This is a genomic window from Paractinoplanes bogorensis, from assembly GCF_018829635.1.
GTDB classification, from domain to species: Bacteria; Actinomycetota; Actinomycetes; order Mycobacteriales; family Micromonosporaceae; genus Actinoplanes; species Actinoplanes bogorensis.
In genome coordinates, this window is sequence record NZ_JAHKKG010000018.1 from 127,278 (window position 1) to 147,135 (window position 19,858).

A 19,858-nucleotide genomic window follows, 5' to 3' on the forward strand; every position below is an offset into this window, starting at 1 on the left:
GACAAGTTGTCACGTCAACTCCTCGTTTTATAGTCTGGCCGGCATGACGCTGGAACCGGAACAGTGGGCGCTCTGGCACGTGTGGATGCAGGCGCAACGCGCGCTCAACCGCGAGCTGGACCGGGATCTGCAGCGTGAGTTCGGGATCTCCAAGGCCGAGTTCAGCGTGCTCGTGACCCTTCACCAGGCGCCGGGCGGGCCGATGCGGGTCGGCGAGCTGGCCGAGTCGCTCGACTGGGACAAGAGCCGGGTCGCGCACCAGTTGACCCGCATGGAGAACCGCGACCTGGTGACCCGCACCGACCACGAGTCCAACGGCCGGCGGGCCGCGATCGGCTTGACCGCGGCCGGTCGGCGCGCCGCCGAGGAAGCGATCCGGGGGCACGGCGAGAACATCCGGCGCTACTTCTTCGAGACGCTGACCCCCGGCCAGGCGGACGCCCTGCACGAGTGGAGCCGCCGGACCGTGGATCGCCTCGGTTGACGCTCATCTGGCCCGGCTGGACGGCGCGCAGCGAGCTGCAACGCCGGGAGGTCGCCATCCAGGTGTGAGCCCGGGCCATCCCGGGCGGAACGCGGATCGCACCTCGGCCGCGAAGAGGTTCCTCCCCGACGGCGAAGTGGCTCGCCGACGTATACCGGCGAAGGCCGCGAAACTCACCTGCGCCGGTGGGCTATGACCCCTAGAGTGCCTTCTCGTGCGCCATGCCAAGCGAACCGATCGGCGTCTCGTCCGTACCGACGAGGCGTGGCTCACGCTGCCCAATCCCGAGGGCGTGCCGGTGGAGATCTGCGCCGGGCCCGACGTGCCGATCGAGCCGGCGGCGGTCGACGAGCTGCTCACCGTGCTGGAGACGAACCGGACGCTCCGCGAGCTGGGCGCGGCCACTCCCGGACTGGATTTCGAGCCGCGCATCGACCGGGTGGTGGGCACCCCGGACTTCCACAAGGGAGCCGGCATCCCGATCGGCACGGTGCTGCGGACCGTGGGTGCGCTGGTGCCGCAGGCGGTCGGCAACGACATCAACTGCGGGATGCGGGTCGAGGTCACCTCGCTGACCGTCGATCAGGTGCGCCCGCATCTCGACGATTTGGAGCGGCGCCTGCGTCACCTGTTCTTCGAGGGCGGCCGCCGGATCGGGCTCACCCCGGCCCACCGCGAGGGGCTTCTGCGCTTCGGGCTGCCCGGGCTTCTGGCAGAGGGCGTCCCCGATGACAGCGGACGTCTGCACACGGAGGGATATCCGGTCGATTCGGCGGCGGCGTTCTCGGACTGGATCACCAGCGGCGGCGGGACGAGTTACGACTCCATCATCGGCAGCGTGGGCGGGGGCAACCACTTCGCCGAGCTGCAGTACGTCTCGGCCGTGCACGACGGTGCGGCCGCGTACGAATGGGGGCTCGCGCCGGGCCGGGTCGTGGTGATGGTCCACAGTGGTTCTCTCACGCTCGGCCACCAGGCCAACGCCACCGGACGCGACCTGGCCCGGGCCGCCTGGCCCCGATCGGTGCCGCTGCCGTCCAACAAGATCCTGCCGATGCTGCTCGACGAGCCGGGAGCGGCCGGGCGCGAACGCTATCTGACCGCCTTCGCCAACGCGGCCAACTTCGCCCTCGGCAACCGGTTCTTCCTGGCCTCGATGATGCGGACCGGGCTGACCGGGGCGGTCGGTGACCTCGGTTCGCGGCTGATCTACGACGCGCCGCACAACCTGATGTGGCCGGAGGCCGACGGTTCGGTGCTGCACCGCAAGGGCGCGACACCGGCCGGCGCCGACGAACCGGTCATCGTGCCCGGATCGATGGGGGCGCCCAGCTATCTGTTGCGCGGGCTCGGCAACACACGCGCGCTGGGCAGCGCCTGCCACGGCGCGGGCCGCAGCATCCCTCGCGGGGCCGCGTCCAAGGGGAGCGACGCCGAGCTGGACGCGTTCCTCCGCGACTTCCGGGTGGTGACGCCGCTCAACCATCGCGATCCGGCCGTGGCCCGGCGGCACGACATCATCACGGCGTGGCGGCGCGACCTCAAGCAGGAGGCGCCGTGGGCGTACAAGGAAGTCGGCCCGGTGGTCGACAGCCTCCGGACGGCCGGGGTGGCGCAACCGGTCGCCGAGCTGCAGCCGATCCTGACGGTGAAGGGCTGACCCCAGGTGGAGACAACACCACCAACAAGACGGGGGAAGGCCGGACTGATTCGGCGCCGCTGAATCCCTAGCGTCGGACGCATGAGGAAACTGCTGAGTCTGAGCATCGCGGGGGCGCTCATCGCATCCTCGCTCGTGGTGGCCGCAACACCGGCCACGGCGGTGACGGGACAGTTGGTCTCGGCCACCGCCCTGCGTACCTATCCGACCCGGAGCGACGTGGATGCCGCGCTCACCGCGGACAAGTTCGACCCGGGAACCAACCATTTCGGCGTACGGACGTGGCGGCTCGTCTATCGCACGACGGACGCCTCCGGAGCCCCGACCACGGCCAGTGGGCTGGTCGCGTTGCCGATCAACGACCGGCGGAAGCTGTCCACAGTTTCGTTCGGGCACGGTACCGAGATCTTCAAGGGGGACGCGCCGTCCACGTCGGAAGACGTCTTCCTGATCGGGCCGGCGCTGACGTTCGCGTCGGCCGGGTTCGCGGCGGTCGCGCCCGACTATCTGGGCCTCGGGGTGGGGCCGGGTGTGCACCCGTGGATGGACGTGCCGTCGGAGACCACGGCGTCGCTCGACCTGCTTCGGGCGGCGCGCGACTTCGCCCGTACGGAGGGAAAGGTTTTGACCCGGGACGTTTATGCCTCCGGCTTCTCGCAGGGGGCATCGGCCGCGCTCGGGTTGGCCCAGGCGTTGCAGTCGGGAGCGGACCCCTGGTTCCGGGCGGCGGCGGTGGCGCCGATCAGCGGGGCGTACGACTTCCGGCGGGCCGAGATCCCGGCGCTGTTCACCCCGGAGGTGCATCCGGTGCTGGCCAGTGCGTACACCACGTATCTGCTGGTGGCGTTCGACCGGTTGCACGACATCTACCCGGCGCCGGGGGACGTGTTCCGGAAGCCGTACGTGGGACTGCCCGCGCTGTTCGACGGCACGCACACCGGGCAGGAGGTGATCGGGGCGCTGCCGGCCACGATCGACGAGCTGCTGACGCCGCGGGGCAAGGCGATGCTGCTGCACCCGACCGGGCGGTTCGCGCGGGCGCTGGCCGAGGTGGACAGCGTGTGCACCGACTGGACGCCGCGGATGCCGGTGCGGCTCTACTACAGCCCGGGTGACGAGGAAGCGGTCAATGCCAACACGGACCACTGCCGGAGCACCCTGCCCGCGCCGAAGGTGGATCTCGGGGTGAACCGGGACTACAACGGCTTCGTCCACGAAGGGTCCGAGGTGCTCGGGGTTCCGGCCATCACTCGGTGGTTCCTCCAGCTGAGCGTCTAGCCCGTGTGCCGTCGCCTCACGAAAGAGCTCGGGCCCGGTGGCCCGAGCTCCCGGCTCAGGAGCGCAGCAGATCGGCCAGGTCGGGGCGGCCGATCTTGACCAGCGCGGCCGGCAACTCGGCCAGGCGCTGCCGGGACTCCAGCCACTCCCACAGTGCGCGGGGCTCGTCGCCCGGGGTGAACTGGGCCTGCTTGTACGACGGCACGTCGACGTAGTCGGCCAGATCGCGCCAGTCGGAGCCCAGCCGGCGGACGAACTCGAGCTTGATCTCGCCGGGACGCTTCGAGGCGGGCGCCGGCTCGGCGGCGGACGCCGGCTTCTCGGTGATCGCAGGCTGAACCTCAGCCGCGGCCTGGACGCCCAGTGCCGGCTGCCCGGCGCGCGGCCGGATCAGTTGGGTGAGCAGCGCGAACAGCACCTCGGCGGAGGCGATCGCGGCGAAACGCTTGAAACGGTCGTCCTTGGCGAAGTCGGCGTGGTCCATCACGCCCTTGGCGACCAGCCAGTGTGGCACCGAACTGCCGGCGGCCACCGTGGCCAGGGTGGCTGCCTCCATCTCGAGGGCAAGGATCTTGCGGGCGCCCATGCCCTTGAGGCGGTCCCAGACCGTGTGGTCTTGAACGACGGCGTTGCCGCTGGCCATCGGGCCGGTCAGCACGGCGAAGGGCAGCCGGTCGGGGCCGTCCACGTCGTCCGCGAGGGTGCGCCTGATCTTGGCGGTGCCGGCGGTGGTGAGGGTCCAGCCGTCGTCGGTCCAGGCGATCAGGCCGTCCGACTCGATCCGCACCGAGCGTTCCCGCCAGGTGCCGCGCGGGAAGTAGCGGTCGCGCGCCGGATGCTTGATCGGATCTTGCCCCTGGTAGAGACGTTCCAGCACCCAGATGGTGGCCTCGTCCGGTGTCGCGTCGCCATGGCTGGGGAGGCCTGCGGGCTGGAAGCCCTGGGCGGTGCGTACCCACGGGTCGCTCAGCGTGTACTGCTGGTGCGCGCCGAAGAAGCTGCTTCCCGACTGTTTGCCCTCGTCGTACTGGTAGACCGGGGTGGCGATCACGACGTCGCCGGGAGCCGTGTCGGCCGGGTTGCCGGCGCAGACGCCGCTCATGGCCAGGCAGGTGGGGCGCAGGTGCTCGGTCAGGCGGGTCACGAAAGTGCCGGTCCGGCGTCCGCCCATCTCGACCGGCCGGGCCAGGGCCACGGTCAGCCGGCCGCCGTCGGGGGTGTGAATTTCCCCTGTTTCGTACGGGGTCTGGTCGTCGACCGCCTGTGCACGCCAGCCTCCGGGCTCGACGCCGTTGCCGGCCGATCGGGCCGCGTCGTATTCCATCGGGAGCGCGGCGATGACGAGGACGTCGACGGACTTCAAGGCTTCGTTCCACTCCTGCTCGGCCGGCCCTGTGCTGAGCACGAGCTGCTGCGGATGCCGGCTGGCGGCCCGGCGTACGGAAAACGCCCCGAGGATCCGGGCGACGGTCAACTCGGCGCGCAGCCCGATGTGGATCTTGGCTACCTCGGCCGGCGCCTCGACCAGGATATCCAGCGCCCGGTGGCGGGGGCGCAGCCCGGTGTCCGCAACGGCGGGCTCGAGGTCGAGCTCGACGGTGCTGCGGCCGATGCCCCGCAGGTTGCTCGTCTCGCCGCCGGCCGGCGTGGACAGTTCGGTGCCCAGGGCGATCACCCGCTGGTCGGCGAACGCGAACTCGATCGTCACCGCGTCGAAGCGTCGGTTGCGCCGGGGCGGCCGCAGGTCGAACGGGAAGCGCAGCCGGTACAGCCGGACCCGGTCGAGATCGGTGCGCCGACGGTGCACCGGATCCAGCTCGGACAGCTGGGCCGGGACGAGCACCGGGCGGCCGAACTCGATCGCGGTCTCGTGCAGCGGGCGCAGGTCACCCAGCACCGGTTCCTCGGTGTAGAGGTCGAGGACCACCGCGATGTCGGCCATCGGGCCACGATAGCCAACTACCGCACGGTGCCGATCGCGACCAGTGGCGCCCAGGTGACCAGCGGTTCGTACCGCAGGCCGGGGGTGGCCAGCAGGGTGCGGGTGGCGCGGCGCAGGGCCTCGGGGAGAGGTGAGCCGGCCATTGCGCTGATGATGTCGTCGACGTAGCGGGCCGCCGGTTCGGTGTCGCTCAGCTCGCCCAGCGTGGCCAGCACCTCGTCCGAGCGCGCGGCCAGGGCCAGGGTGGCCAGGCTCACCGGGTCGCTCGGGCGCCGTCCCTCGATCGAGGCCGCCTCGCACGCGACCAGGGCCAGCCGCCGCGGCGTGGACGCTCCGATCAGGTCGGCCGGGGTCAGCCAGTCGTCGCGGTCGAGCTCGAGGTAATGACCCAGACCGGGGGCCGGGCGGCCGTGGCCGATCACCACCATCAGCTCGCCGCCGTCGCGGAGCCGTTCCCGGGCCGCGCTCGACGTGGCCAGCGGGCGCAGCTCGAGGCGCTCGGGGCCGACGCGGCTGAGGTCGTGACTCGACACGAACGGGCTCCGCCAGACGTCGGCCGTGGTCCCGCTCGCCGGTGTCCGCCGGGCCGTGACGCCGCGCTGGACCGTCAGGGACGGGCACACCGCGTACCGGGCGCGCTCACCCAGCACGACCTCGTCATCGAGCGGGAGGGCGCTCCACGGCACCATCCACCACTCGCCGATCGGAACGATGAGCAGCGCCGGGTCGGGGTCGTCGAGCAGCGCGGCCCGCAACCCGGCCGGGACCACGGCGGCGAGTGGGGCGAGATCCTCGATGGAGAGGGCAGCCCGCTCGCCGGCGTCGGTGAGCGCAGCCAGAACGCTTCTGGCCGGCTGGTCCAGCGCGCTCGAGCCCATCGCCGGGGCGTGGCCGGGGCGCCGCCACAGCCATCGGACCAGATCGGGCTGGGCCGGGTCGGCCAGAATCTCCAGCAGGTACGCCTCGTCAGCGACCGCGGCCAGCAAAGGGCCGCCGTCGCGTTCGGGCGGCAGATAGACCGCCGCCAGTTGATCGTCGAGTGACGCCTTCGCCGGCTCGGCCAGGCCGTGCCGGACACCGAACGCGCCGAGCAGGCGGATCCGCTGCTCCCGGGTGCTCTCGACCGTGGTGTCGCGGTCGTGCCGGTGGCTGACCAGCCGCTGGTCGGCCCGTACGAGCAGACCTTGCAACAGGTCGAGCCCGGCGGCCGGACCGTCCGGGGCGCCGTGCTCGATCAGACCGGCCAACCGGCGCCCGGCCAGGCAGTCGGCCACCACCACGAAGGCGGCCGCGTCGCCGGCCGCGACCGCGGCGGCCAGCGCCCGCGAATAGGCGAGGCCGAACCGGTCCCGATACTCCCGCTGGGACTGTTCGTCGCGGTGCCCGGCCCGGAACTCCTCGATCGAGAGGATCGCCTCCATCCGGGTGTGCACGGCGTCGGCCGTGAGCCCGAGTTCGGCCTGTCCCTCGGCCGTCTTGTCGAGAGCGTGCCAGACCCCGCCGATGTCGTCGATCTCGCGGTAGGCCGCCAGCGCCCGCCCGAACTCGGTGATCGCCCGGGGCCAGTCACCCCGGCCCCGGGAGAGCCGGGCCATGTCCTGCAGGGCGTGCGCGCGGGCCCGGCGGAGTCCCGCCGACTCGGCCTGGCGCAGGCCCTCACCGAACCACCGCTCGGCCACCTCGAACTCGCGGCGGTCCAGATAGAGGTCGCCGAGACCGCTGAGCGTGTTGCTGAGCCCGACCGGATCGCCGATCTCGAGGTAGAGGCCGTGCGCCTCTTCGAGAAGGGGTGCCGCCTCGTCGAGCCGTCGAGCCCGGTGCAGCAGCGCGCCCGCCCGGTGGGCGGCGTTGGCCCGGCCGATCGGCGAGCCGACTTCGGCGAACCCGTTCCGGGCGGCCAGCGCCCCGGCGATCGCGCCGTCCAGGTCACGCCCGCGTTCGGCGCATTCGGCCAGGCCGAGAGCGGCGTTCGCACCGTACAGGGGATCACCGAGCTCGGCCGCGAGCGTCTCGGCCCGCCGGAACCTCTCTTCGGCGGTCGCCCCCGACGAGTAGGCGAGCGCGAGGTAGCCCAGCGGCACGCACGCCCGCAACTCCCCGAACCGGTAACCGTCGCTGACCGCGATCGACAGAGCTTCCTCGTACGCGGAAATCGCCTCGTCGATCAGATCGCGTGCTCGCGCCACGTCGCCCGCGCCGATCCGGGCGTGCACCAGCACCACCCGGTGCCGGGCCGTGGTCTCCAGCCCGGCCAGTTCGGCGAACACCTCGGCGGCCCGGTCGAGCCGGCCCGACTGTACGGCCAGATCGCCCGCGGTCTCCAGGTCGAACACGGCCTGCCAGCCCGTCTCGTCGAGCCCGGGCGAGAGCGGCCCGTCCGGCGCCGAGGTGTCGTGCAGGTGCCGGTAGCGACTGCGTAACGCGATCGGTGCGGGCACCTCGACGCCGTCGAGCAGCGCTCGTCCGGCGGCCCGATCCGATGCCGACCACGCGCGGAACAGGGAGCGCGACTGCCGTCCGATGTCCACGGCCGCACTGTAGCGGGTTGCCGACAGGCTGCTACCGCGGCGGCTCCGGGGTGCTCACGCTGGGGACATGGCTGTGCCCAGTTCCCGCGAAGCGCTCCGGGCCCTCGACGATCTCCTCTTCACGAGCCGGCCCGGGACCTTGATGCGTCATGACTATCTGCCGGACGGCTTCAGTTCGGTCGACGCCACCGAGGACGGCCGGAACTGGGTGTGGAGCGACCCGCCGGCCGTACGGGTCGGTGGGTACGCGAATCCGGAGACCTATCGGCAACTGGGTGCGGCGTCCTCGGTGGTCTGGGAGACGCCGCACGACGCGCTGGCCCAGGACAGCCGGATGACCGAGGACGAGCGACGGCTGTACTGCCGGACGAGCGTCGACCTGACGATGCGCGGCGGCACCACCTCGGGCGTGGTCTATCCGCTGGCCGTGTGCGAGATCGCCACCACCCGGCGGCTGCGCAACGTGGGCGGGGCGTCGGCCGGGGCCATCGCGGCGGCGACGGCGGCGGCGGCCGAGATCGGGCGCAGCTATCCACCGGCGGAACCGGACGGCGCTTTGACGAGCGACGACGCCCGTACGGGAAAGGTCCGCTCCGGTTTTGCCGGACTGGCCGACATGGTGGGCTGGGTGTGCCAGGTCGGCCCGCAGTACGCGCCGCATCAGCACGACGAATACCGGCTCGCGCAACTGTTCCGCCCGGCGCCGCGCCAACGGCACCTGTTCGCCCTGGTCACCGCGGTCATGCGGAACCGGTTGTGGGCGGTGCCGCTGATCGCGCTGATGGCGTTCGGGAAATGGTCGAGGCTCGCGCTCACACTGCTCGTGGTCGGCGGACTCGCGGTGACCGCGGCCCTCAGCGTCCGGATCGGTTCGTGGCCGCCGCTCGGCCGGTCCCCCCGCCATGCCGTCTTCTGGGCGGTCAGCGATCTCAGCCTCTTCTTCGTGTTCGTGGCCGGGGTGCTGGTGCTGCTGCCGCTGATCCGGACCCCGCTGGTCCGCCCCGAGAAGATTCCGGACTGGCTCGAGCGGCTGGCCAAGGTGACCAGCGCCGTCGACCGCGGCCGGTCGGGGCCGGGCCGGGTGATCGTGGCGCTGGTCCTGTTCGGCGCGCCGCTGGTGCTGGCCCGGCTCGGGCTGTGGCACTGGACGGCCGGCGTGCTGGTCGGTCTCGCCCTGAGCTCGGGGATCGTCGTGGTCGTCGGCATCGGCGTGTTCCGGTTCCAGGCCGAGGCCCGCGAGATCGGCGTCGGCCTGGTCGCCGGGGCGTCGCCGCGCACCCACCGGTCGCTGCCCGAATGGCTCGCCGGGGCACCCCGGCCCACCGTCGACCCCGCCCTCCTGCCGTGGCTCGGTCAGGCCCTGCGGCAACTGGCCGGGCTCGGAGAGGGCGAGGTCCTGCGGTTCGGGCATCTGTGGCAGGGCCCCGGATTCGAACCCACCGGCTGGCGGCCCCGGGCCCGCGACGCCGAGGCGGCCCGGCTCGACTGGCTCGAGCGGACCGAACAGATCCGCGGCATGGCCGGCGACCCGCGCCGCCGGTCGGTCAACCTGGAACTCATCACCACCGACCTCACCCGCCAGCGCCCGTACCGGTTCCCGCTCGACCCGCTCGACCCCGACGACCCGGACGGCGAACAGCTCTACCTCTGCCTGGAGGACCTGCAGGACCTGGTCGACGACGACGTTCTCGCCGCCCTGCGCGACCCGCAGGCCCAGGGTTGTCAGAGCATCGAAGGCGGGCCGCTGCGGCTGCACCGGCTGCCCGACCCGTGGAACCTGCCGGTGGCCTTCGCCGTGCGGCTCAGCGTCGCGCTGCCCGGCCTGTTCAAGGCGGTCCGGCTCTACCGCCTGGTCCAGCCGACCGAGGTGCGCGACGACTTCGGCCGGCTCCTGCGCGCCGGGACGGCCGGCCTGCGCTGGCCCGAACGCACCGCCCTGGCCGAGGAGCTGTGGTTCTCCGACGGCGGCATCACCTCCAACTTCCCGGTGCACCTGTTCGACCTGCTGCTGCCGAACTGGCCCACCTTCGGGCTCAACCTCGGCCCGCACCCCGAGGGCCACCCGCACCAGGACGTCTGGCTGCCGCAGGACTGGCAGGCCATGCGGGCCCCGTCGAGCGAGATCCGGCCGGCCGCGACCTCGTTCGTGTCGGCCGTGGTCGGCACCTCGCGGTCGTGGCGGGACACCATGCAGACCGGCATGCCCGGCTACCGGGGCCGGGTGGCCTGGGTCCGGCAGCGCGGCAACGAGGGCGGCACCAACCTCTACATGTCGCGCGAGGTGATCGCGTCGCTGGCCCTGCGCGGCGCGTTCGCCGGGGCCCGGCTGCGGCGCCGGTTCGACGACGACACCCAGATGAAACGCTATCTGTGGCTGCGCCTGCGGACCGCCCTCGGCAACGCCCAGCACCTGCGCGACGACGTCCGGGCCGGGCTGCCCAGCTACCAGGAGATCCTCACCGGCGCCGACGAGTTCCTGAACAAGCTCGAAGACACGTACGCCTGGGACCCGTACAGCGAGGGCATCAACTGGTACCGCCCCGACGACCCCCTGTTCTGGGCCGCCGCCGAGCAGTTGCTCCGCGATCTCGCCGGCCTGACCGACTGCGCCGCCTCCGCCCCGTCCGGCCGGGATGCGATTCTCCGCGACAGTCCCACGCCCCATCCGTCCCTGCGACAGACCCCACCGATGTGACTTCCTTTTCCCGTACGCGGTGACAAGCGCTCGGTCCAGCCTCGCCCACGCGGCACCCCGCACAGGCGGAGCCTAAGTTCTCAGTTCGGGCCCGCCACAGCCGATTACAGAGGGGATATGAATCGGCTGAAGCTTCCCGTCGTGGTCGTGCCGGCCCTGTGCGGCTGGTATCTCTCGACCACCGCCGGGTTGCGGTTTCAGGTGCTCAGCTGCTGGCTGGCCGTCGCCCTGTTCGCGTCGGGGATGTCGTACCACTCGTTCCGGGCCGCTCGGCGGATGGAGCGGGCCGATCCGCGGCGCCGGTTCTGGACGGTTCTCGGGCTCGGCGCCGGCATCTTCGCGGCGGGGGAGTGGGCCCAGCTGGCCGGCGCCGTGGTCGCGCCCTATTCGCTGGCCTCGCTGACCGGCACGGGAGTCGCTCGCACGGTCGCCCTGCTGCTCGGCTCGGCGGTCATCACCCTCGTCGTGCTCACCTATCCGATTCCGCACCGGTCGGCCCGCGAGCGGCTGTGCTATCTGCTCGACCTGGCCACGGTCGTGGTGGCGGCCGGGTCGTACGGGCTGTACTGGACCATGGGCGACGGCGGACTGACCCAGGCCCTGGCCCCGGTGATGGCGATGCTGGCCGCCTTCGCGGTGGCGCGGCTGTTCCTGGCCGGAGTGGCGCCGTTCCGCTGGCACATCGGCACCATCGGTCCGCTCGCCGCGGGTGTGGAGGCCGTGTCCCGTGCTCTCGGTCCGCAGCTGGTGCACGCGGGACGGCCCGGCGTCATCTTCGCGATGACCGTCTGCTCGCACGCGCTGCTGATGTTCGCGGCGTGGGAGCAGCGGCGGTCGGCCACCGTCAGCCGGAGCCCGCGGGCCCGGCGGCCGTTCAGCCTGCTTCCGTACGTGGCCCTGCTCGCGACCTTCGTCCTGCTCGTCGTCACGCTGGCCGTGCGCGGGCTCGACCCGCGGGCCTGGATCGCGGTGGCCGGCGTCGCCGCGATCACCGGCATCGTGGTGGCCCGTCAGCTCACCGCGTTCGTCGACAACGCGGCCCTGCTCCGGCAGCGCGACGCCCTGACCGAGCGCCTGCACACGATGGCGTTCACCGACAGCCTGACCGGCCTCGGCAATCGGGCGCTGTTCCTCGATCGGGTCGGCGCGGCCCTGCGTCGCGACGGCGACCCGGTCGGCGTCCTGCTGATCGATCTCGACGACTTCAAACCCGTCAACGACTCCTACGGGCATGCGGCCGGTGACGCCGTTCTGACCCAGACGGCCGGGCGACTTCTTTCCGCCGTACGGGCGGAGGATCTGGTGGCCCGCCTCGGGGGTGACGAATTCGCCGTGCTGATCGAGGACCCGCTCCCGGGCCGGCTCGAAGAGGTGGCCGACCGGATCGTGCGGGCCGTGGGCGAGCCGTGCCGGTTGGCCGGTGGTGACCTGGTCCGGGTCCGGGCCAGCGTCGGGGTGGCGTCGGCATCACGCGCGGGCCAGGACGCGTCGGTGGTGCTGAACGCGGCCGACGAGGCGATGTACGAGGCCAAGGTGTCCGGCAAAGGTGCCTTCCGCCTGGCCGCCTCGCCGGCCGCGCTCCGCTAGCTCCGAGGTCAGCCGGGGATGCCGTGCACCGGCGGAACCGTCAGGGTGCGCTCCTCGGGCGTGCCGCCCAGGATGATCTCGCGCAGCGCCGAGTTGTTGGTGGTGTCGAGCTCGGCCAGCTTGTTCTCCGGGTTGGCCAGCACCTGGATGTAGTAGGTGCCGTTGGGCAGATCGGTGATCTCGAACGACTGGCCCGGCCGGTACTGGCTGTAGGTGTCGCCGTTGCCGATGTCGAGCACCTCACGGACGGCGACGACAGTGTTCGCGCCGCACGAGGTCGAGAGGTCGGTGTTGTCCGGGCGCCACTTCGCGTTCGGGATGGTGAAGTCGACCGCGTCCGTGTTGGCCAGGCAGAACGCCTCCTTGCCACTGCGCACGGCGAGCTTCTGGGTCGAGTCGAGCAGGTTGTACTGCGCGAAGTCGGTGAAGTGCCAGTGCTTGTGACCCTCGCGCGCGTCCCACTCCATGGTGCCGGCCGGACGGCTGCCGACTTGGTTGCCCTTGGCGTCGAAGAAGTACTGGTACGCGTCCATCAGCTCGGTGCCACTGCGGCGGAAGCCGTCGACCAGCAGCGGCGAGGTGCCGGCGTTCCAGACCGTGGCGCCGAAGTTCACGTACGTCTTGCCGTCCTCCTGCGACAGCGCGATCTCCCAGGCCGGGAGCGAACGCAGGTCGGGGCGCGGGCCGCCCTTCGGGGTCGCCGCCAGCGGGGTGGGCCGCTTGGCGGGGGCGCGCAGCTCCTTCACGTACGAGGAGACCTGCTTGCTCGCGTCGCCCTCGGCGTCGTGCTTCGAGTGCTCGTCCTCGGTCACCGCGGGACCGGCGTCGGCCGCCTTGACCCGGGCCAGTCCGGCCCGGTCGATCTCGGCGTCGACCACGTCCACCTCGACCTTGGCCGTGCCCTGATCGGCCGGGATGCCGAGCAGCGACCGGTAGGCCGGGTTGACCGTCGCGGTGGCGGTGTACTTGCCGACCGGCAGGTCGAAGCTGCCGTCCTGGTCCGGCTGGTCCTGCACGGCGGCGTCCCAGCCGGCCTGCACGCCCCAGACCGCGCCCAGCGTGAACGGGTTGTAGCCGCCGCAGCTGGTCGGGTAGGGGTTGGTGGCCGGGGCGTCGGGCCGGGTGCGCGCCGACGACCAGGTGTTGCCGCAGAACGGCGTCTTGTACTCGGTGACGACCTTGCCGGTCGAGTCGGCGATGCTGATCGTGGTGAAGTCCTTGAGACCGGTGAAGTCGGTGACCAGCCCGGCCGGCAGCGCGACCTTCTTCTTCTTGCCGTTCTTGACCACGGTCTGCTCGGCCACGATCGGCTTGTCGTAGCCGGTGCGCTTGGCCCAGATCTCCAGCGGGTCCTTGCCCGCGATCACGTGCAGGCCGAGGTCGAACGAGAAGTAGACGTCGCCGTCGTAGTTGTACCGCTCGGCGGTCACCTGCCCGGTGGCGGCGACGAACGACACCGGCGGCGGGGTGGCGGCGGCCTGGGCCACGCCCACGCCCGCGGCGGTCAGCGCCAGCGCGGCGGCCACGGCTCCGTACGTCATCAGACGTGAGCGGCGGCGGCGCTTCTTCAGCGGATCCGTCATGGGGTCCTTCCGGTCGGGCGGTCGCCGTGGGGGCGACCGCTGCTTCGCGGTGGCACCCCTCGAGCGGCGCCACCGCGAAACACATCTAAGGAGTCAGATGTATGGATCCTGTGAGGTTCCTATGCGATGGCACGAACCCGGGAGGAATTACGACTTGTGGCCGAATCGGAGGTTCGCGGGGCATCGGCCGAAAGTCGGATGCGCTTCGGGTGGCGGGTCGCGCGTGGATCCGTACGGGAAAGCCTGGATCTTCTATGGTTTTTATCTGCTATGGAGATTGATAACAGTGGATTAGTGTGGGCGGATGAGAACGGGGAGATATGCCGCGCTGGCCGCCGTCGTCGTGCTGGCCGTCGCCGGCTGCGCCAAGGATGACACCGGTGGCACAACCGAGAGCGGCGTGGCCCTGGTCAAGTCGGGCACACTGACCACCTGCACCCATCTGCCCTACGCGCCGTTCCAGTCGAAGGACGCGAGCGGCAAGGTCGTGGGCTTCGACGTCGCGCTGATCGACCTGGTCGCGACCAGGCTCGGGGTGACCCAGTCGATCGTGGACACGCCGTTCGAGGGCATCAAGTCGGGCGCCGACCTCAACTCGGGCAAGTGCGACGTGGCCGCGGCCGGCATGACCATCACCGACGAGCGCAAGCAGGTGCTCGACTTCTCCGAGCCCTACTTCGACGCCACCCAGGCGCTCAACACGCTGGCCGGCAAAGAGGTCAAGACGCTCGAGGAGCTCAAAGGCCGGCGGATCGGCGTGCAGGGCGGCACCACCGGCGACGACTACATCAAGGCCCAGGTCAAGGAGAAGAACCTCGACCTCGAGGTGGTGGCCTACAAAGACCTGGCCGCGCTCCAGCAGGCCCTGGCGACCAACCAGGTGGCGGCGGCCGTGGGCGACCTGCCGGTGTGGAACGAATACATCAAGGAGAACCCCGGCCAGGCGGTCGTGACGGCCGGCTTCGACACCGGCGAGCAGTACGGGTTCGCGGTCAAGAAGGGCAACGCGACGCTGCTCAAGGCGGTCAACGACGCGATCGCGGCGGCGCGCACCGACGGCACGTACGACAAGATCTATGCGGAATGGATCGGCGCCAAGCCGGCCAGTTGATGAAACTCTCCCCGCGCCGGCGACGACGGATCTTCCGCGTCGCCGGCTACGTCGTCTTCGCGCTGGTCATCGCGACCGTGCTGGCCGCCGCCGACTGGGGCCGGCTGTCCGACGCGTTCTTCCGGCTCGACGTCGCCCGCAGCATGTTCCCCGAGGCGATCACCGTCGCGCTGCGCAACACGATCCTCTACACGCTGCTGGCGTTCGTGTTCGGCCTGGTCGGCGGGCTCGTGCTGGCGCTGATGCGGCTGTCGACGATTCTGCCGTACCGATGGTTCGCCACCGCGTACATCGAACTGTTCCGCGGTCTGCCCTCGCTGCTTGTGCTCTTCATGGTCGGGTACGGCGTGCCGCTGGCCTTCCCCGACCGCGAGATCCCGGGCGGCGTCTACGGATCGGTCACCCTCGGCCTCGGCCTGACCGCCTCCGCCTACATGGCCGAGACCCTGCGCGCGGGCATCCAGGCCGTCCCCAAGGGCCAGCTCGAGGCGGCCCGCACGCTCGGCATGTCGCACTCGCGCGCGATGGTGTCGATCGTGCTGCCGCAGGCCTTCCGCATCGTGATCCCGCCGTTGACCAACGAGATCATTCTGCTGACCAAAGACACCTCCCTGGTGTACGTCCTAGGCGTCACGGCATCCACCATCGAACTGACCAAATTTGCCGGTGACGCGCTCAACCAGCGGGTCAACCCGACGCCGCTGGTGGTGGCCGGGCTGCTCTACCTGGTCATCACGTTGCCGCTGTCGCAGGTGGTGCGCGGGCTGGAGCGCCGGGCCGCGAGGGAGAGGTGACCGCGGTGTCCACGATCGAGATCGACGGCCTGCACAAGTCGTTCGGCCCGCTGGAGGTGCTGCGCGGCATCGACCTGTCCGTCGAGACGGGCGAGGTGGTCTGCGTGATCGGCCCGTCCGGCTCGGGCAAGTCGACGCTGCTGCGCTGCGTGAACCTGCTCGAAGAACCGAGCGCGGGCACCATCCGGGTGGCCGGCGTCGAGGTGACCGACCCTGACTGCGACATCGACGCCGTACGCCGCGGGATCGGCATGGTGTTCCAGCAGTTCAACCTGTTCGGCCACCTGACCGTGCGGGAAAATGTCACGATCGCGCAGCGCCGCGTCCTCAAGCGGGGGCGCGCTGTGGCCGACCGGATCGCGGCCGAGAACCTCGAGAGGGTCGGGCTGGCCGACAAGGCCGACGCCTATCCGGCGCAGCTCTCCGGCGGGCAGCAGCAGCGGGTGGCGATAGCGCGGTCGCTGGCCATGGATCCGCAGCTGATGCTGTTCGACGAGCCGACCAGTGCCCTCGACCCGGAGCTGGTGGGGGAGGTGCTGGCGGTCATGCGTGGGCTGGCCTCCTCGGGGATGACGATGCTGGTGGTGACGCACGAGATGGCGTTCGCGCGTGAGGTCGCCTCCCGGGTGGTCTTCATGGACGGCGGCGTGATCGTCGAGTCGGGGCCGCCGGCGCAGGTGTTCGGGAGTCCGCGCTTCGGCCGGACGCGGGAGTTCCTGCACCGGGTGCTCGAGCCGACCCGGGTCGGGGAGGACGAGCTGTCCTGACCGCGCGTTCGCGTTGTGGTTGTGCGCGGTGGGCGGCCGCGTTGTGGTTGTGCGCGGTGGACGGCCGTCTCTTCCCGCGACCGGGCCAGCGTGGCGCCGCCGTTGGCCGCGCCTTCCCGCGTTCGCGTGTCGTCCGTGCGTGCTGCGCGGTGGACGGCCGTCTCTTCCCGCGACCGGGCCAGCGTGGCGCCGCCGTCGGCCGCGCCTTCCCGCGTTCGCGTGTCGTCCGTGCGTGCTGTGCGCGGTGGACGACTCTTACGGCGCGCTCCACGCCGCGTCGATCGACCAGGTGACGTCCGGAGCGATGCTCGCGACGTTGTCGTAGCTGTTCGCTCCGCCGGGGGTGGCCAGCCACAGCTCGCTCGCGTAGTGGCGCAGGTATGAGCCGGGGAAGTTCCACGACGCCAGCCGTACGCCGCCCGGGGCGCTGCGAGCGCACCACGTGGCGTCGGCGCGCATCAGCGTGGTGCCGTCGTCGGCGCTGATGCGTACGCGGGAATTCTGGTGCCGCAGGTAGTAGCCCGGATAGTTGCGTGACTGCAGGCTGTAGCAGCCGCCGGCCAGGCCGGGCACGATCTGCCAGGTGGCGTCCTGCTTGAGCAGCGCGGAGCTGCCGCCGTCGACGTGCTCGGTGAAGCCCAGCCCGCCCTGATGCCGCACGTAGCGGTCGGTGTAGCCGCCCGTGGTCACGCGCAACGACCGGAACCCGGTGGGCAGCGTGGTCGCGGCACCGTCGTCACCGGCCGAACCGGGCACCGAGGCGAGCGCGGCGGCCCACCGGGCGGCCATCCGGTCGTAGCCCTCGCGGTTGGGGTGCACGCCGTCCGCGAGTTGCGCGGTGGTGAGCGCGGCGTGCATGTCCACGAAGTGCACCTTGGCGCCCTTGCCGCTGACGATGCCGGGAATCCGCGCGTTGTAGTTGTTGGCCGCGGCCTCACGGGCCGGGTCGCTGAACGGCACGATCGAGGCGACGAAGACGTCGGCGTTCGGGGCGGCGGCCCGGATCCGGTCGATCAGCGCGGACAGCCGGGCCGGCGCGTTGGCGACGTCGTAATTCTGCACGATGTCGTTCGTTCCGAGGTGAACGAGCACACTGCGCGGCGCGGTGGCGGTCACCCAGCCGGTGGCCTGGGCGTCGACCTGGTCGATCCGCCAGCCCGAGTGGCCCTCGTGCTCGCGGTCGGGCAGGTCGGTCGGTCCGTTGGACTGCGAGCCGACGAAATCGACCAGATGGCCGGCGCCGGTGAGCGCGCGCCACAGGTTGATGCGGTAGCCGCCCGGGACGTTGAAGCCGTCGGTGATCGAGTCGCCCAGCGGCAGAATGCGGGCGCCGCCGGTGACCGCGGCCTGCGCGGGCGTCACGAGGGTGATCGTTGCGGTCAGGAGAAGGGCCAGAACTGTCGCACACCAACGGAATACACGCATCGGTACCTCCTGGCACCCAAGTTACGTGTTCGTTCCATCAATGTAAATGTGTCAATCTGTTGGTCTCTGTTCGCGCGGTCTCTGTTCACACGGTCGTGTTCCGCGGCTGTCATACGGACGCGGGTATTGCCGCCCAGTCGGTCCAGGTGCGGCGCTGGAAGTTGCAGCCGGACCAGGTGGCGTAGTCGGACAGCGGGCGGGCGCGGCCCAGCCCGTAACGTCCGTAGTTGGGATAGCGGAGCAGCGTGTTGACCCGCCGGCGGCTGGCCTTGTCGCGGGCGAGCCAGGCCGTGTTGTCGGTCCAGTGCCGGGGGCTGCCCTCACGGATGTAGTAGTGCCAGGCCAGCACCTCGGTCGGGTGGAACAGGTCGTAGCCCCAGGTGTAGGCGCGCAGCGAGACCGTGAGCTCCTCGCCGTGGAAGTACAGGTAGGGGTCGTAGGGCACCTCGTGCACAAAACTGCCCGCAGCGAACAGAAAACCGCCCGCGACGAACCGTGCAGGCGCCGGCCGACCGTCACGAACGCTCAGTTCGCGCTGACCGAAGATGGGCAGACCGTCACCCGACCAGCCGGTCACCATCGTCTCGGTCGGCACCCCGGTGCCGGCGAACTCGTGCGCCGGTTCGTAGGTGGGCGGATAGCAGGTGACGACCGGCTTCGGCGCGCCGGTGGCCGCGGCCACCCCGACCAGCCGCTCGTCCCAGCCCTCGGTGAAGCGGGTGTGACTGTCGACCTGCAGGAACCAGTCCTCACCCCGGTAGTGCCGCATCACCTGGGCCCGGGCCCAGCACGCCCCGAGGCTCTGCCCGGCATCGAACTCGAGCAGTTCGACCCGCGGATCGGCGACCAGGGCCGAGACGTCCTCGTCGCCGAGGTGCTGCCAGTTGACCACGATCCGCAGGTCGTCCGGGCGGGTCGCCTTGGCCAGGCAGTCCAGCACGGTGTGCACGAGTTCGGGGTCGCGGTAGGCCGCCACCGACACAAAAATGCTCACTGCGCCACCAGCGCCTGCGACTGGAACAGCACCGCCAGCGCCCGATGCTCGTCGACGGCATCGACCACCGGGCGTCCGCCTTCGCTCAAAACATGCGCGAGCAGGTCCGGTTCCGGTGCGATCCCGTACGCCCGCAGGTAGTACGCGACCGAGTCGGTCCACAGCCATCGCCCGTCGGTGCGATAGCTCATCGGCACCACGGCACCGCACCCCGGTTCGACCACGTCGGGCAGCCGCCCATCGGTGCCGAGCACGGCCGAGCCGCCGTCCAGATAGTCGGCCACGCGCTCACGCTCATCACCGCTCAGCCGCAGCCGGTCATCCGCGAACGTCGCACCGTCCGCGGTGACCTCGTCGAACACCCGGGCGATCCGGATCGGTTCCGTGGCGCGGGCCGCCCAGAGCAATGCGCCCGCGTTACGCGCCGCCCGAACGTGCGCCGGCAGCTTGTGTCCAGGCGCATAGAACACAACTTCCGGTGCGTCCTTCGCTTCGCTGCGCGTCGCTTGCGCGTTTGTGGCTGGCGGCGGGACGGGTGGTTCGGTGTGCGTTGGTTGCTCGTTCTGTGCGTTTGTGGCTGGCGGCGAGACGGGCGGTTCGGTGTGCGTTGGCTGCGCGTTTGTGGTTGGCGGCCGGTCGGGCGGTTCGGTGTGCGTTGGTTGCTCGTTCTGCGCGTTTGTGGCTGGCGGCCGGACGGGCGGTTCGGTGCGCGTTGGTTGCTCAGTCTGCGCGTTTGTGGCCGTCGGCGGCGGGCCGTGTGATTCGACGATGAACAGTCGGGCCGGCGCTTCGGTGGGGGAGAGACGCCAGGCTCGCCACAGCGCGACCGCACCGGGCTGGGCCGACACCGCGGACACGACGGCCCGGTCGGTCTCGTCGTCGAGGGTCTGGCCGGTCAGGTCGAGCAGCGGCGGCACCGGAAGCGCGACCGGCGGTGGCCCGGCGGCCCCGAGCGGTCCGGGCGCCGGTGCGGGCCGGCCGGGCAGGGCGGGGACGAACGCGACGGTCAT

General features: G+C 71.2%; 14 protein-coding genes. 8 read left to right on the top strand and 6 right to left on the bottom strand.

Annotated elements, in window-relative coordinates; translation table 11 throughout:
• Positions 1–43: 43 nt before the first annotated feature.
• From KOI35_RS42750 to KOI35_RS42760, 3 genes are all read left to right on the top strand, one after another.
• Positions 44–484 carry a MarR family winged helix-turn-helix transcriptional regulator gene (locus tag KOI35_RS42750; protein ID WP_215795466.1) on the top strand — a complete coding sequence of 147 codons (441 nt, stop codon included), beginning with the start codon at positions 44–46 and terminating at the stop codon, positions 482–484.
• 214 nt (positions 485–698) lie between these two features.
• Positions 699–2,144, top strand: a complete 1,446-nt coding sequence (locus KOI35_RS42755) for an RtcB family protein (RefSeq protein ID WP_215795467.1) — start codon at positions 699–701, stop codon at positions 2,142–2,144.
• A gap of 81 nt (positions 2,145–2,225) precedes the next feature.
• The gene (locus tag KOI35_RS42760; RefSeq protein WP_246614690.1) at positions 2,226–3,422 is read left to right on the top strand and encodes an alpha/beta hydrolase family protein; all 1,197 of its coding nucleotides are present in this window, start codon (positions 2,226–2,228) and stop codon (positions 3,420–3,422) included.
• A 55-nt stretch (positions 3,423–3,477) separates the two neighbouring features.
• Here the strand turns inward: KOI35_RS42760 and KOI35_RS42765 are convergent, their stop codons facing one another.
• On the bottom strand, positions 3,478–5,364 hold the full coding sequence (locus tag KOI35_RS42765) for a phosphorylase family protein (protein ID WP_215795468.1): 1,887 nt from the start codon (positions 5,362–5,364) through the stop codon (positions 3,478–3,480).
• 17 nt (positions 5,365–5,381) lie between these two features.
• The gene (locus tag KOI35_RS42770) at positions 5,382–7,892 is read right to left on the bottom strand and encodes a tetratricopeptide repeat protein (protein ID WP_215795469.1); all 2,511 of its coding nucleotides are present in this window, start codon (positions 7,890–7,892) and stop codon (positions 5,382–5,384) included.
• Positions 7,893–7,959: 67 nt separating this feature from the next.
• Between KOI35_RS42770 and KOI35_RS42775 the strand changes: the two genes are divergently transcribed.
• Positions 7,960–10,587, top strand: a complete 2,628-nt coding sequence (locus KOI35_RS42775; protein ID WP_215795470.1) for a patatin-like phospholipase family protein — start codon at positions 7,960–7,962, stop codon at positions 10,585–10,587.
• Between the two features lie 117 nt (positions 10,588–10,704).
• On the top strand, positions 10,705–12,174 hold the full coding sequence (locus KOI35_RS42780) for a GGDEF domain-containing protein (RefSeq protein ID WP_215795471.1): 1,470 nt from the start codon (positions 10,705–10,707) through the stop codon (positions 12,172–12,174).
• Between the two features lie 8 nt (positions 12,175–12,182).
• Here KOI35_RS42780 and KOI35_RS42785 read toward each other — a convergent pair whose 3' ends face one another.
• Positions 12,183–13,757 carry a lysyl oxidase family protein gene (locus KOI35_RS42785; RefSeq protein ID WP_215795472.1) on the bottom strand — a complete coding sequence of 525 codons (1,575 nt, stop codon included), beginning with the start codon at positions 13,755–13,757 and terminating at the stop codon, positions 12,183–12,185.
• 304 nt (positions 13,758–14,061) lie between these two features.
• Here KOI35_RS42785 and KOI35_RS42790 point away from each other — a divergent pair, with 304 nt between their 5' ends.
• Genes KOI35_RS42790 through KOI35_RS42800 form a run of 3 tightly spaced genes read left to right on the top strand, consistent with a single transcriptional unit; the run spans position 14,062 to position 16,429 of the window.
• A complete protein-coding gene (locus tag KOI35_RS42790) occupies positions 14,062–14,868 on the top strand; it encodes a transporter substrate-binding domain-containing protein (RefSeq protein WP_215795473.1) in 807 nt (268 codons plus the stop codon).
• Positions 14,841–15,662, top strand: a complete 822-nt coding sequence (locus tag KOI35_RS42795) for an amino acid ABC transporter permease (protein WP_246614691.1) — start codon at positions 14,841–14,843, stop codon at positions 15,660–15,662. Before KOI35_RS42790 ends, KOI35_RS42795 begins: the two co-directional genes overlap by 28 nt.
• A gap of 5 nt (positions 15,663–15,667) precedes the next feature.
• Positions 15,668–16,429: an amino acid ABC transporter ATP-binding protein gene (locus tag KOI35_RS42800; protein WP_215795474.1), complete on the top strand. Its 762-nt coding sequence runs from the start codon at positions 15,668–15,670 to the stop codon at positions 16,427–16,429.
• Between the two features lie 255 nt (positions 16,430–16,684).
• On the opposite strand, the gene KOI35_RS42805 is transcribed toward KOI35_RS42800, so the two are convergent.
• The 3 genes from KOI35_RS42805 to KOI35_RS42815 all read right to left on the bottom strand — a co-directional run bounded on the left by KOI35_RS42805 (position 16,685) and on the right by KOI35_RS42815 (position 19,858).
• Entirely contained in the window at positions 16,685–17,854 is a 1,170-nt protein-coding gene (locus tag KOI35_RS42805; protein ID WP_215795475.1) for an AbfB domain-containing protein, read from the bottom strand.
• Between the two features lie 109 nt (positions 17,855–17,963).
• On the bottom strand, positions 17,964–18,848 hold the full coding sequence (locus KOI35_RS42810; protein ID WP_215795476.1) for a GlcNAc-transferase family protein: 885 nt from the start codon (positions 18,846–18,848) through the stop codon (positions 17,964–17,966).
• Positions 18,845–19,858 (bottom strand): hypothetical protein, encoded by a 1,014-nt coding sequence (locus KOI35_RS42815; RefSeq protein ID WP_215795477.1) that lies wholly within the window; start codon positions 19,856–19,858, stop codon positions 18,845–18,847. Before KOI35_RS42815 ends, KOI35_RS42810 begins: the two co-directional genes overlap by 4 nt.